The sequence below is a fragment of the Pedobacter sp. AC163 genome, from assembly GCF_979258665.1.
In genome coordinates this window covers 1,746,311-1,758,518 of record NZ_OZ409872.1, presented here as the reverse complement: position 1 = coordinate 1,758,518, position 12,208 = coordinate 1,746,311, and the positions used below count along the sequence as shown (strand labels likewise).

General features: G+C 37.4%; 14 protein-coding genes and 2 tRNA genes. 6 read left to right on the top strand and 10 right to left on the bottom strand.

Translation table 11 applies throughout. The features are described from left to right. Positions 1-7: 7 nt before the first annotated feature. A complete protein-coding gene (gene rplI, locus ACZZZK_RS07405; RefSeq protein WP_056851766.1) occupies positions 8-451 on the top strand; it encodes a 50S ribosomal protein L9 in 444 nt (147 codons plus the stop codon). Positions 452-614: 163 nt separating this feature from the next. Here the strand turns inward: rplI and ACZZZK_RS07400 are convergent, their stop codons facing one another. Both ACZZZK_RS07400 and ACZZZK_RS07395 read right to left on the bottom strand, forming a co-directional pair. Beyond that, positions 615-1,313, bottom strand: coding sequence for an SDR family oxidoreductase (locus ACZZZK_RS07400; RefSeq protein WP_463483582.1), 699 nt, complete (start codon positions 1,311-1,313; stop codon positions 615-617). A gap of 30 nt (positions 1,314-1,343) precedes the next feature. Continuing rightward, positions 1,344-2,153 (bottom strand): 3-keto-disaccharide hydrolase, encoded by an 810-nt coding sequence (locus ACZZZK_RS07395; RefSeq protein WP_463483581.1) that lies wholly within the window; start codon positions 2,151-2,153, stop codon positions 1,344-1,346. A gap of 143 nt (positions 2,154-2,296) precedes the next feature. Between ACZZZK_RS07395 and mtgA the strand changes: the two genes are divergently transcribed. Continuing rightward, on the top strand, positions 2,297-3,019 hold the full coding sequence (gene mtgA / locus ACZZZK_RS07390; RefSeq protein WP_463483580.1) for a monofunctional biosynthetic peptidoglycan transglycosylase: 723 nt from the start codon (positions 2,297-2,299) through the stop codon (positions 3,017-3,019). 63 nt (positions 3,020-3,082) lie between these two features. Here mtgA and ACZZZK_RS07385 read toward each other — a convergent pair whose 3' ends face one another. Together ACZZZK_RS07385 and ACZZZK_RS07380 are read right to left on the bottom strand one after the other, a co-directional pair. After that, the gene (locus ACZZZK_RS07385) at positions 3,083-5,494 is read right to left on the bottom strand and encodes an AsmA family protein (protein ID WP_463483579.1); all 2,412 of its coding nucleotides are present in this window, start codon (positions 5,492-5,494) and stop codon (positions 3,083-3,085) included. A 125-nt stretch (positions 5,495-5,619) separates the two neighbouring features. Then, a complete protein-coding gene (locus tag ACZZZK_RS07380; RefSeq protein ID WP_463483578.1) occupies positions 5,620-6,099 on the bottom strand; it encodes an ABC transporter ATPase in 480 nt (159 codons plus the stop codon). 50 nt (positions 6,100-6,149) lie between these two features. On the opposite strand from ACZZZK_RS07380, the gene ACZZZK_RS07375 reads away from it, so the two are divergent. Next, positions 6,150-6,620, top strand: a complete 471-nt coding sequence (locus ACZZZK_RS07375; RefSeq protein ID WP_463483577.1) for a hypothetical protein — start codon at positions 6,150-6,152, stop codon at positions 6,618-6,620. Between the two features lie 108 nt (positions 6,621-6,728). Here ACZZZK_RS07375 and ACZZZK_RS07370 read toward each other — a convergent pair whose 3' ends face one another. Then, positions 6,729-7,517 carry a (Fe-S)-binding protein gene (locus ACZZZK_RS07370; protein WP_463483576.1) on the bottom strand — a complete coding sequence of 263 codons (789 nt, stop codon included), beginning with the start codon at positions 7,515-7,517 and terminating at the stop codon, positions 6,729-6,731. A 101-nt stretch (positions 7,518-7,618) separates the two neighbouring features. Next, positions 7,619-8,914: a 4Fe-4S dicluster domain-containing protein gene (locus ACZZZK_RS07365; RefSeq protein WP_463483575.1), complete on the bottom strand. Its 1,296-nt coding sequence runs from the start codon at positions 8,912-8,914 to the stop codon at positions 7,619-7,621. Between the two features lie 259 nt (positions 8,915-9,173). Between ACZZZK_RS07365 and ACZZZK_RS07360 the strand changes: the two genes are divergently transcribed. Then, positions 9,174-9,246: transfer RNA gene (locus ACZZZK_RS07360), tRNA-Phe, on the top strand. 125 nt (positions 9,247-9,371) lie between these two features. After that, positions 9,372-9,444 (top strand) — tRNA-Phe (locus tag ACZZZK_RS07355). A 64-nt stretch (positions 9,445-9,508) separates the two neighbouring features. Here the strand turns inward: ACZZZK_RS07355 and ACZZZK_RS07350 are convergent. The 4 genes from ACZZZK_RS07350 to ACZZZK_RS07335 all read right to left on the bottom strand — a co-directional run bounded on the left by ACZZZK_RS07350 (position 9,509) and on the right by ACZZZK_RS07335 (position 11,575). Beyond that, complete coding sequence (locus tag ACZZZK_RS07350) at positions 9,509-9,934, bottom strand: SRPBCC domain-containing protein (RefSeq protein ID WP_463483574.1); 426 nt, start codon at positions 9,932-9,934, stop codon at positions 9,509-9,511. A 16-nt stretch (positions 9,935-9,950) separates the two neighbouring features. Further along, positions 9,951-10,307: a DUF1801 domain-containing protein gene (locus tag ACZZZK_RS07345; protein ID WP_463483573.1), complete on the bottom strand. Its 357-nt coding sequence runs from the start codon at positions 10,305-10,307 to the stop codon at positions 9,951-9,953. 184 nt (positions 10,308-10,491) lie between these two features. Then, on the bottom strand, positions 10,492-11,094 hold the full coding sequence (locus ACZZZK_RS07340) for a hypothetical protein (RefSeq protein WP_463483572.1): 603 nt from the start codon (positions 11,092-11,094) through the stop codon (positions 10,492-10,494). 64 nt (positions 11,095-11,158) lie between these two features. After that, a complete protein-coding gene (locus ACZZZK_RS07335) occupies positions 11,159-11,575 on the bottom strand; it encodes a hypothetical protein (protein ID WP_463483571.1) in 417 nt (138 codons plus the stop codon). Positions 11,576-11,671: 96 nt separating this feature from the next. On the opposite strand from ACZZZK_RS07335, the gene ACZZZK_RS07330 reads away from it, so the two are divergent. After that, positions 11,672-12,154, top strand: coding sequence for a GNAT family N-acetyltransferase (locus ACZZZK_RS07330; protein WP_463483570.1), 483 nt, complete (start codon positions 11,672-11,674; stop codon positions 12,152-12,154). The last annotated feature ends 54 nt before the right edge of the window (positions 12,155-12,208 follow it).

Below are 12,208 nucleotides of genomic sequence, written 5' to 3'. Positions count from 1 at the left end.
CAGAGATATGGAAATTATTTTAAAACAAGATATTAAAGGCCTTGGTGAGAAAGATGATGTAGTAAATGTGAAAAACGGTTATGGCCGTAACTACTTAATCCCTCAAGGTTTTGGCGCTTTGGCTACTTCTTCTGCTAAAAAAGTTTTAGCTGAAAACTTAAAGCAAGCTGCTTTTAAACAAGATAAAATTAAGAAAGATGCTGAAGGTATTGCTGAGCGTTTAACTGCTGTTAAACTTTCTATCGGTGCTAAAGCTGGCGAAAGCGGAAAAATCTTTGGAGCGGTTAACACGATCCAAATCGCTGAAGCATTAAAAGCACAAGGTTTTGATGTAGATCGTCGTCGTATTACTTTCGAAACTGAACCTAAATTTGTTGGCGAATACGTTGCTAACTTAAACTTACACAAAGAAGTTAAAGTTCAGGTTCCTTTTGAAGTAATCGCTGAATAAGCATTCTTAAACGAATCATAAAAAAGTCCTTTCAGTTTTCTGAAAGGACTTTTTTCGTTAATATAAAATCTAAAAAGAAGGGTTAAAATTGGATGTTAGACTTTGATTTTCACTTATCCATTTCCCATTTTCTTTTTCCTATTTTCTCCTCCTCAGTTACAACCTATCCCTTTGGCGTTGTTGGCCTGATTTCGATTTTACTTGGTAATGTTCTTGCTGGCATGGCCAATAAATCGACAATTAACTTACCCATATCCTCTGGCTGAATTTTCCAGGCATCGTTTTCTGCATCTGGATCATGATCGTTAAAATGCGTGGCTACCGACCCTGGCATAATCGTACTCACTTTTACGCCGTACTTTCTTAAATCGAGCATTACCGATTGTGTAAAACCAGTTAAACCAAACTTACTGGCATTATATGCAGCACCGCCAGCAAAAAAGTTAGTTCCAGCTAAGCTAGAAATGGTAAAAATACTACCTTGAGATTTTTTAATTTCCTCTACACTGGCTTTTATACTGTAGAAAACGCCTGTTAAGTTGGTATCGATGATATCTTGCCAATCTTCTATCGCCAATTCATCAATAGGTGCAAAGCTACCCACACCGGCATTTGCAATTAGTGCATCCAATTGTCCCCATTTTTCTATTACCAAATTCACAGCCCCAGCTTGCGACTGATAATTTTTAACATCTGCCTCAATGGCGAGTACATCACCAAATTCAACAAGTTTGGCTGCAGCATCATTTGCAGCAGCTATTGTTCTGCTCGTAATGGCTACCTTGTATCCGTTTTTTAGAAGTGCCTCGGCAATACCGAAACCGATACCTTTACTTCCTCCTGTAATTAATGCAACTTTCATATTTTCTAAACGCAAAAAGGGTAGAAATGTTTATTTCTTTCGTTCAGCCTGTAGCTTCAAAATTTCGATATCTTTAAAATCTACCGGTTGTCCTTCACTCTGCAATGCGATGAAGCCTTGTTTTAGTCGTTTTCCATCTATCTTTATTCTTGGGTCAAAGCCATTTGCAACGCCGCCACCAATTTGCGGCTTGCTATACTGAAGCACAGTATCGCCGTTGATGGTATGTTTTACCAACGAATCGCCCAATACGATAAGCTCTGCCGAAACCCATTGGTCTCCATCGTAGGTTTTTGATTTAGAATCAAGGCAGTGGCCATCGTATAATTTGCCATTATAAATAATTTCCGTTCCTGGTGAACACATGTTTCCGGTCGGACGCGGCTTCCCATCACTTAAACCACCCAAAAACTGCATTTCTACCGAGATTGGCCAATCCTGTTCTTTAAGCATAGTGGCAGGGTCTTGTGAATGAAACATGATGCCACTATTTCGTAACGTATAACTTGGTGCCCCTTTGTGTAAATCGCCAACAAAACGGTATTTCAGTTTCAAGTGATAGTTGGAAAAAGGCGTTTTGTAGTAAAGGTGACCAAACTGATCATTAAAATCACCGTATTGATCATATCTTACCTTGATTATTCCGCTGTCCACCCTAAATGTATTTCCGAAATTTACATTGTAATTGTGGTGATGAATTTTTACATTCCAATCTTTTATGTCTTTCCCATTAAATAGAGATATCCATTTCTCTTGATGCTGATCAGCATTTTTAATGCTGCTACAACTCAAAAACATCACGGCAGTAAGAAGAAAAAATGTGGTTCTTATGTTCTTCATTGTAAATACTTGTTTTTAGCAGGCTCCATATTTCTGAGGATGAAAGATAAGAAATGATTTATCGATAGCAAGGGAAACACATTTACAGTTGCTAAAATAAAAATCGCCTCCATTACAAAACTGCTTTTTACTACCTTTGATGCATGGCTAAATCGCGTTCTACAAAAACGAAGACTAAACGTCCTTTACTTAAAAAGATTACCAATATTGCTACAAAGTTTTTTTTGTATTTTCTGATGGTTTCGGTGCTTTGGGTTTTAGCCTATCGTTTTATAAACCCACCAATAACGCTGCTAATGGTTCTACGAAACATTGAACGCAAATCAGACGGAAAGCCTTTTAAGACAGAGAAGGAGTGGGTCGATTTTGAAGATATGTCTGATAACATGAAAAGGGCAGCGGTATCAGCAGAAGATCAGCTGTTTTTAAAACATATTGGATTCGATGTTAAAGCAATAGAGAAAGCTTTTGCTGCCAATGCAAAAAGTAAAAAGGTAAAGGGTGGAAGCACGATCTCGCAACAAACAGCAAAAAATGTGTTTTTATGGCCGGGAAGATCGTGGATAAGGAAAGGTTTCGAAGCTTATTTTACGCTCCTAATTGAATTATTTTGGAGCAAAGAGCGGATTTTGGAAGTTTATCTAAATGTAATTGAAATGGGCGATGGTATTTACGGAGCGGAAGCCGCTGCCCAAGCTTATTATGGCAAATCTTGTCATAAGCTAACCAAAGCTCAAGCCGCACTTATTGCTGCTTGTTTTCCAAACCCAATAAGATGGACACCCAAAAACCCAACCCGTTATATCAGGCACCGACAATATTTAATTTTGAGAAATATGAATAGGTTGGGACCGCTTGACTTCTAGTCCGCAGTCCAAAGTCTCTAGTCTTCAGTCTATAATCCAAGAAATAGGACTGAAGACTCACGACTAATCATGATCCTTGTTCCATCTGATTTTTATTCCACCTTTATCATCGTCTACCGCTTTTAAGTGTAATACGATGCCTTTCATTCTGGCCTCACGTTTTTCCTGCCTGGTTAAGTTTTCATCGCCTTTAGGATTGCGAAGTGGAATATCCAATTCTACGTTGGTACCAGTGCCGAGAGCATAAATTCCTTTTACGTTAAAATTCATGGCGCTGGAGTTGATCTGCATTGGGCTAATATCTACTTTATCGCCACGGATATTTAAAGTGCCGTCAAGATTTTTAATCTCAACATTTGATAAGTTTCTGTTTGCAAAGGCAAACTTTCCGACTTTAACCATAGGCTCGAAATTAACGAGAGCTGCATTGCTTAAATTAAAAACTACTTTCCCATTTATTGAGCGGGGTAGAATTTTGGCTGAATGAGAAATCTTCCCTGCAATATTTACGGTGGATGATAAATAGCCTTTCAGATTTTTATTCGTGATCGTTTTCTGTCCGAAATTATCAAAGGAATAGAAAAAATCTTTCACACTTACATGGCTAACTTTTGAATTGATTTTGAAACTATTTGAACCTGGCTGCTGAATTACATTTCCATTTAGTGAAAGAGTTCCACCAGCATGAACTACACTAATTTTATTAAAATAGATTCCTTCGCCTCTTAACGAGATATCAGCAATTAGGTTTTTGGCTAAAAACTTTTCGTAAATCGCTTTATCTACCCGAAGGTTCATGTTCATTTTAGAAAGTTCTAAAACATTGCTTAACTGTTTAGATGCTGCTTTCATTGAGTTGCTGGACGCAGATTTCTTTTTGGTACGTGGACCTAAAAATGGAAGAAACTCGTTTAAATACAGTTGTGGACTGTGCATTTTAAGGTTCACCAAAATTTTATCAGGATCGGTATAGTAAAGTTTAGCAAAGTTCTCGATGCTACAACTCACATTTAAAATGCTTTTACCCAGCTGAAAACGGCCATTTTGGATAGATAAATCGTTTTGATTGAAATTGATATTCAATGCACTTTTTACTAAGTGAAGTTTTCGAGGAATATATAGAATATCAGCATTTGCAATATTTATCTTTCCTGATACCACGGGTTTCGTAAACCTAAAATTGTCTATGTCGGCTTTGCAATATAGGCGCAAATCTGCAGTACCTTGCTTAAATTCAAAATCTTGTGTACCTAATGAATTATTCAGATTTGTAAGCGGAAACTGCGAAGTAACCAGTCCTGTAGCGATGGGCCGCGATAAATTGGTCACTGTAAATGTATCTATTTTTAGGGGTGCATTATAATACTTAGCCGTTAACCGGTGAAATTTAATGGCCGAATTTTCATCCCCAATAATGCCACCAACAGTATCCTGGTTAGTAAATGATCCATCGAAGTTTGCCGAAGTTAATTGTCCTGCTGGAATCGAAATTACATTGTCTCTCACGGTAATCCCGACTTTAATTAAAGGGTCGCCAAATTTACCGGATCCATCATCCACGATATTTCCTCTGATATCAATAGGTTTCTCAATGCCAAACTTCAACAACTTCGAAGAAATATTGGGCGATAGCAACATCGCCACATCTTTAAATAAAATATCATCAACGGCAATGCTAATGGCAAATGCTGATTTATCTAGTTCTATTTTTGCACCGATTTTGAATGGGTGACCGCCAATTTTCAACACTTCAGGATCAAGAATTACGGCATCCATATCCCTGCTATAATGTGCCGAAAGCGTTCCTTCTAGCGATTTGTCTTTCAAGAAACTTCCTTTCCGGGTATTGAAGGCAAAACTATTTACCTGTGTTTTGAGCTTAATTTTGCCAGTCCAACCACTATCCGGATATTGCATTCTGCCCTGGATTTGGTTGATGTTAAAGTTAAAGAGCTTATGTCTTTTTTGGTTATCAATAATGAGGGAAACCCTATTGAAATCGATTTTTTTAACGGCAAGATCTGGCGATTTTGATTCCTTATCTTCAACTGCTTTTTTCTTCTTGAAGATGCTGGTATTACTATATCCTGTCGAATCGGTATAGAGATAGATGGATGCATCATTAATCGCGATCTGATTGATGTTAACATTCCCTACAATTAAAGAAAGTACATTTAACGAAACATCAATATCCTGAGCTTTTAATAGATTATGCTGGTGCTGAATCCATAAACTATCGCGTAGCAATACGCCATTTAAAGAAACAGAAACACCTGGAAAACTTTTCAGCAAGGTCGGCTCCATGCCTGTAGCTGTAATCTGGCCATTCAAGTTTTTATTTAACTGAGCCAATATCGTACTTAAAACTTCCTTTTTATTTCTACTGATGTAAAATGCAGCAGCCAGCCAGGTTATAATTACCAAAATAATTAACCCTGATAGAATACCTAAAGAAATTTTGAGCCAGCGTTTCATAAACATGATTGGTTTGAAGCAATATAATGTTTTTTAACGCATAATTGTTTTAGCCTAACTGAAAATAAATAGGCTTAAAAGGTGTAAGTGAAAGGATTAGCTCCCTATTCTTTTAAAATAAAAAACTATAGCAAATGTGCAAACACCGTTGAATGCCAACTTTGTTTAAATGGCACTTCCCATTTAGTTTCCAGTTCGGCCAATGTTTGTACCATGTTATTAAACACAATAGTATCTGGCGTGATTTGTTTAATGTTAACCAATGTTTCAAAGTCTTCTTTACTGTTTACGATTACTTCATCGCCAACCTTGTAGGCCATATTAAACCGGTTAAAAAGATCAACATTGAATTCTTGTTCAATTTCCTTTATTAATCTTACGGAGCTGTCAATAGAGCAACCGGTAACATTCGCCTGCGTCTCATCAACAGTTAGAATAATAAAAAAACCGTATCTAACCTCAGCTTTAGCAAGCAATTCATTTCCATGCGCCTTCCACTGGTTGGTAAACGAAGCCAGCTTACTTAAAATCTCAATTTGCTCAGTAGCCGTAAATTTGCGGTTGTTTTGGTAAACCCAAACTCTTGATTGTGGAGAAAAACTCATATACAAATTTAGTATTTTAATTAAATTGGTGTGTTTAAAACGTCATCCCCATGAAAAAGTTTACAATCGGCTTGAAAATAGTGCTTGTTTCAGTGCTATGTACGTTATTTTGTGCTTTTTCCGATCCCGAGTCTATTGAACAATACGTGGGATATTTACAAAAATCGCTAACAGATCATTATGATTTTAGTCAGGAAAGTAACCAGATAAAGCGCTACGAACTCAACATTACTAACAATGGTTTCTGCCGCTATAAGCGATATTTTAACAATGGGAAAACAGAATATTTTGCTTTCAAGTTAGCAAAATTTAAGGATATGGATTACCTCGGCAATGCGACTTCGGGTAAGTTGTTTTTACGCACAAAGGGTGATGACGTAATCGTTCAAACTTATAAGGATAGGGGTGGAGATGTGGATTCGATGGCTACTCAGGTAATTATTCCACTTAAAAATATTGAACCGGAAGAACTGAATCTAATCAGGGAAAATTTCACGAAGATTAGCCCTAAAACTCCCTGAGAGGGATTTTGAAAGCGAGTGAGATAGGTCTATTGTTGGGAAGAAATAGTAAATCTCCAGCAATCGCCTTGCATAAAACGTTCGCAAGGCGATGTTTGCTTTAGGGGTTTAGAGACCGTTAGCTCTTGCTGTAATCTCCGCAATATCTAACACTTTAACTTCTTGTTCTTTATCTTTTAGTTTTACACCATCACTTAACATTGTCATACAGAATGGGCATCCCGCTGCGATAAACTGTGGGTTGGTTTCCAATGCTTCATCAATGCGTTCGACATTAATGTCTTTTTTGCCTTTTTCAGGTTCTTTAAACATTTGTGCGCCACCCGCTCCACAACAAAGTCCATTGCTTTTGCAACGTTTCATTTCTACCAGTTGGGCATCTAACACTTCTAATGCTTTTCTCGGCGCTTCGTAAATTCCATTTCCACGGCCCAAATAACAAGGATCGTGATACGTTATTTTTTTGCCCTTGAAACTTTCTCCGCCTTCAGCTTTTAGTTTGCCTTCATTTATTAAATCCTGAATCAATTGGGTGTGGTGAATAACTTCGTATGTTCCACCTAAACCTGGATATTCATTTTTAATCGTATTGAAACAGTGCGGGCAACCTGTTACTATCTTTTTAATATTATAAGCATTCAGCACCTCAATATTCGTCATCGCCTGCATTTGGAAAAGAAATTCGTTTCCTGCTCTCTTTGCCGGATCTCCTGTGCAGCCTTCTTCGGTGCCCAAAACTGCATATTTGATCCCCACATGATGTAAAATTTTACAAATATCGCGGGTAATTTTTTGTGCTCTCTCATCGTAACTCCCAGCGCAGCCCACCCAAAATAATATTTCTGGTTCTTCGCCAGCGGCCATTAATTCGGCCATTGTAGGTACTTTAAATTCCATTTTCTTAGTAGCTAGTATTTAGTATCAAGGAATAAGACTTGATTTTCAATCACGTTAATTTATTTGGTTTTAGTGCTAGATTAATGACTTCAAATTCACAACTAGTTTTCATTTGCCCAATTAAAACGATCTGCTGGAGAATATTTCCATGGTGCCTGGTTGTTTTCGATATTGCCAAGCATGGCATTGATGCTTGCAGGTGCCTGAGATTCTTCCATTACTGCATATCGACGCAATTCGGTTATAATTTGTAGTGGATCGATATTTACCGGGCAGGCCTCTACGCAAGCATTACAGCTGGTGCATGCCCAAATTTCTTCCCTGGTGATATAATCGTCTAGTAAAGCCTTTCCATCTTGATGTTCAGGGCCATTTTTCTCCATGTTTTTTCCGATTTCTTCAATTCGATCACGGGTATCCATCATAATTTTCCGTGGCGATAAAAGCTTACCCGTGATGTTTGCAGGGCAAACCGATGTGCAGCGCCCACATTCAGTACAGGTGTAAGCGTTCATCAAATTTACCCAGGTAAGATCTGTAGCATCTTTTGCCCCAAACTTACCAGCCTCTGTTTCTGCAGGAACAAATGAAGGATCCAGCATGGCTTTTACCTCGTTTGTAACAGATGCCATATTGGTAAATTCCCCTTTCGGTTCTAAATTTGAAAAGTAGGTGTTTGGGAAAGCAAATAAAATATGGAAGTGTTTTGAATAGGGTAAATAATTTAAGAAAGCCAAAATACCGATGATGTGAAACCACCAGCAACCACGTTCAATCATAATTAATGCGCTTTCATTTGAGGGTAGCAAATTCATCAAATATTGGCTTACAGGGAAAGAGCCGGCAACTGTATAATGATTGGCACCCAGTATTTGCAGTTTTGCGTCAGCTGCATTCATCAAGAGAAAAGCACTCATTAGTAAAATTTCTACAATGAGAATATAGTTTGCGTCTGATTTGGGCCAATTGGTCATCTCTACACCTTTGAAACGCTTTAATTTTAAAACATTTCTACGAATAAGAAAAATAACACAGGACACCCAAACCGTTAAGGCCAAGATTTCAAAAGAGCCGATTAAAAAATTGTAGAGACCACCTAAGCCATTGAAGATTCGATGCGTTCCGAAAAGGCCATCAATCATGATTTCCAACACCTCAATGTTGATGATGATGAAGCCAATGTAGACAAAAAAGTGAAGGAATGCCGGGATAGGGCGCACCACCATTTTTGATTGGCCGAATGCAACACGAAGCATCGTCATTAACCTTTTTTGAGGCTGATCGCTTCTATCAACAGATTTTCCTAAGCGGATATTGCGAATAATTTTGCGAAAATTAAAGGTAAACAGCGCAATTGCTGCAAGGGTTATTACTAGAAATAGGATCTGAGCCACCATGCAATATTATATTGTTTATGCTAAATTATGATATTAATCGAAATAAATTACTATGCATGCATAAAAAAAGTATGAAAATTTTTAGTTTGTATTCATTCTAAGCCATACATTCATGTGTTTTTTGGCTGCTAAAAATTTAATTAATTGATTATCAGAGTTCAACTAAAATAATGATAAAAAAGTTTTGCTTTTGGGAAAAGAACACTACATTTGTGCCTCCAAAACGGGTTATTTCATTGTAAATTATCCTAATGTAGGAGGTGCCATAGCTCAGTCGGTAGAGCAAAGGACTGAAAATCCTTGTGTCCCTGGTTCGAATCCAGGTGGCACCACTTCCAAAAGCCTTTCAGAGATGACAGGCTTTTTTGATAAAAAGATTCTCTGCGATGGGGAAATAAATTAAATTGGGTTGTTGCATTTGAAGAAAAGAATACTACATTTGCATTCCTAAACGAATGGTGCCATAGCTCAGTCGGTAGAGCAAAGGACTGAAAATCCTTGTGTCCCTGGTTCGAATCCAGGTGGCACCACAAAAAAGCCTTTAGATTTTCATCTAAAGGCTTTCGTTTTTTATCACTTTTCGATATGATCTATTTAGCTTCCTTCGGCCAAATCTTTAACTTTTTGTAAGGCTTTAGGCCAGGTTTCCTCAAAATAGCCTTTCCACTCGTCTGTTATACCCATGTCTATCTTCAGCTCTGTTTTTCCGTCTTTTTCGCTAAGCGAATAATTTTCTAAAGGTTCTCCCCAGTTTTTAAGTTCTTCTTTACCCTCTTTCACTTCGCCTAAATGTTTAATAGACATAAATTTGTTCGGGATATTGTCTTCAATAACCGCAAGCATTCCGTTTCCCGTTCCATCACCAAATATTGCTTTGCTGCCTTTTTGCCAATCGGTTTCTACTGAAGAATTTTCTGCAAAGGCTACAGTCCATTTTGGATAGGTATCCTTACCAAAAAGTGCATCCCATACCTTTTCTGCACTGGCATTAATTTCCGTTTTGAATTCAATCTTTTCCATATTATCTCAATTTTGATTAGGCGTTTTCCATCAATGTTACCCAGGCATTAACAGCTTTTTTCAATCCATCACTATGCTTTTCTACGTCTTCCATGTTGTAAAATTTAGCATAAGCTTTGCCTTTGGTCTGTTCTTCCAAAAAACCAAAATCATCATTAAAAAGTGCTGCTTTGTGAAATATTACAATCACATAGGTCTTGATTTTTGGATTTATCGTTGCCATATCGCCTTTGAAGCTAAAACTCGGTCCGCCCCATTTTATACTGCTTTCAATTTTAGGGTTGGCATTTTGTATAATCGTGATCACTTCAACCATTTCCTTTTTTAAAGGATGATCAAGTGTATCAATCAACTGTTGTATTTTATCGTTCATCGTTAAAAGTGCAATATTTAAATATGAGAACATCAAAATTTAAAGTTGCGGTGTAATAGCGACATTTTTCGGGTGTGATTTAAGAATTTCCTAAATCATCCATTTTATAAACAGAAATAAAATTGTTTTCTGATAAAAAATAACATAAAAAAACTCCCTTCATTATCTGAAGGGAGTTTCTTGGTTAAAGCAATATCTTGCTGCTAATATCTTTGTTAATGGTGATGTAACCAGGATATTTGACTGGAGTATTGCCAAGCATAAAAGTCGGTTTGATTTTTATAGTTAATAATCCCAACTTTTCATCTTTTGAAGAAGATCCTTTCTGAGCAGCCTTCACAATATCATTGAAAACATTTCCATTTGAAACCAAACCATAAATGTTGCTGATCAATTGAACAGGTACAGTAACGGTTTGTCCTTGCGCAATGCTCACATTTTGGTTCACAATTCCTTCTGCCAAATCGGTGTTATTAACTAAAATTTTATATTCAAACTGGTTAATTGCCGCCAAATTCGCTGATGGATTTGTAATCTCCAAGTTTAGATTTGCTTTTAACGGAATATCTTTTCTTAATAAACCCAAAGCCACCCCAGGCAAGCTGGTTAAATTAAAACTTTGCTGATCAATTAATTTTTTAACATCGGTACCGGCAATGGTAATCTGCTGAATATTTGTTATTTTATAAGTACAGTCTTCCAGCGCCTTTATTTGTTGCGCCTGCCTGTTTATTCCGCAACTAAAAAGGGTAATAGTTACCAGGCAAAGCAATAGTGTGTTTTTCATGTTAATCATAACGCCAATTTAGGCAAACTATTTCAGGAACAACATTTCTTTAACTAAAATAGCATTACGGACTTACCGTTTCAATGTCATCACGTTTATCATCCGGGTTGCTATCATCTTGTTTTTCAGTTGCCTCATCTGTAGCCTCTTCGTTTTCGCTAATTTCTTCCTTGGTAGAATGTTCGTTTTGATCAGCGGTTTCTGCGCCCTTTTCACCTTCAGTTACTGGTAATCCTTCACTTTCTGGTGCTTTACTTTCCGATCCAGTTTGCGCTACTTCATCACTTTTTTGAGCTGTATCTTCGGTGTCTTTAGGCTGTTCTTGCGCCCCATTAGTATTTTCATCTACTGGCTTTGATGGATCGACTTCTTCTTTATGGGCCGAAGGAACAACTGTTTCAATATCCATTTGAACATCATCTGTCGGTTTCGGTTGTATATTTGTATTTTCTTCTGTTGTTTTATCTTTTTCGTTTTCCATGGTAGTATCTTTTCTTTATTAAATGAATTCGAGCGCAATTTTGTTTCAAATTTCTTCAATGCTTTAGTCTGCTATTTCTACCTTTGAGAAAAAGCTATGGCGATTATATACCGAAAAATAGAAGAGCGAGACGACGAATCGCTTGCAGATTTAATTAGAAAAATATTAAGAGAGTTTAAAATAGATAAGCCGGGTACGGTTTATACTGATCCAACAACTGACCATTTATCAGCAGTTTTTACTGCAGCGCAATCTGTTTACTGGGTTGCTGAAGAAGATGGACAATTGCTGGGTGGCTGTGGCATTTATCCCACCGCTGGTTTGCCAGAAGGTTGTGTAGAGCTGGTGAAACTTTATGCATCGGCTGAAGCAAGGGGTAAAGGCGTAGGGAAGACATTGATGCAGAAAAGTATAGAATCTGCTCAACATTTCGGCTACAATGAAATTTACCTGGAGTCGTTTCCGGAATTAACAACCGCCATTTCGATGTATGAAAAAACTGGCTTCAAGTATTTATCAGCACCTTTAGGCAATTCTGGCCACTTTGCTTGCAACGTTTGGATGCTACTTGTACTTTGATAAAATTATCCTCAAATAGCCAGTTGGGATAATTTTTCAGCCTGTTGGCATAAC

Bases quoted from the DNA above. Each gene is read 5' to 3' on its own strand.
- ACZZZK_RS07345 (WP_463483573.1), bottom strand. From the start codon at position 10,307: ATGAACGATAAAATACAACAGTTGATTGATACACTTGATCATCCTTTA.
- ACZZZK_RS07330 (WP_463483570.1), top strand. From the start codon at position 11,672: ATGGCGATTATATACCGAAAAATAGAAGAGCGAGACGACGAATCGCTT.
- ACZZZK_RS07375 (WP_463483577.1), top strand. From the start codon at position 6,150: ATGAAAAAGTTTACAATCGGCTTGAAAATAGTGCTTGTTTCAGTGCTA.
- ACZZZK_RS07370 (WP_463483576.1), bottom strand. From the start codon at position 7,517: ATGGAATTTAAAGTACCTACAATGGCCGAATTAATGGCCGCTGGCGAA.
- mtgA (WP_463483580.1), top strand. From the start codon at position 2,297: ATGGCTAAATCGCGTTCTACAAAAACGAAGACTAAACGTCCTTTACTT.
- ACZZZK_RS07365 (WP_463483575.1), bottom strand. From the start codon at position 8,914: ATGGTGGCTCAGATCCTATTTCTAGTAATAACCCTTGCAGCAATTGCG.
- ACZZZK_RS07380 (WP_463483578.1), bottom strand. From the start codon at position 6,099: ATGAGTTTTTCTCCACAATCAAGAGTTTGGGTTTACCAAAACAACCGC.
- ACZZZK_RS07385 (WP_463483579.1), bottom strand. From the start codon at position 5,494: ATGAAACGCTGGCTCAAAATTTCTTTAGGTATTCTATCAGGGTTAATT.
- ACZZZK_RS07400 (WP_463483582.1), bottom strand. From the start codon at position 1,313: ATGAAAGTTGCATTAATTACAGGAGGAAGTAAAGGTATCGGTTTCGGT.
- ACZZZK_RS07350 (WP_463483574.1), bottom strand. From the start codon at position 9,934: ATGGAAAAGATTGAATTCAAAACGGAAATTAATGCCAGTGCAGAAAAG.
- rplI (WP_056851766.1), top strand. From the start codon at position 8: ATGGAAATTATTTTAAAACAAGATATTAAAGGCCTTGGTGAGAAAGAT.
- ACZZZK_RS07335 (WP_463483571.1), bottom strand. From the start codon at position 11,575: ATGGAAAACGAAAAAGATAAAACAACAGAAGAAAATACAAATATACAA.
- ACZZZK_RS07340 (WP_463483572.1), bottom strand. From the start codon at position 11,094: ATGAAAAACACACTATTGCTTTGCCTGGTAACTATTACCCTTTTTAGT.
- ACZZZK_RS07395 (WP_463483581.1), bottom strand. From the start codon at position 2,153: ATGAAGAACATAAGAACCACATTTTTTCTTCTTACTGCCGTGATGTTT.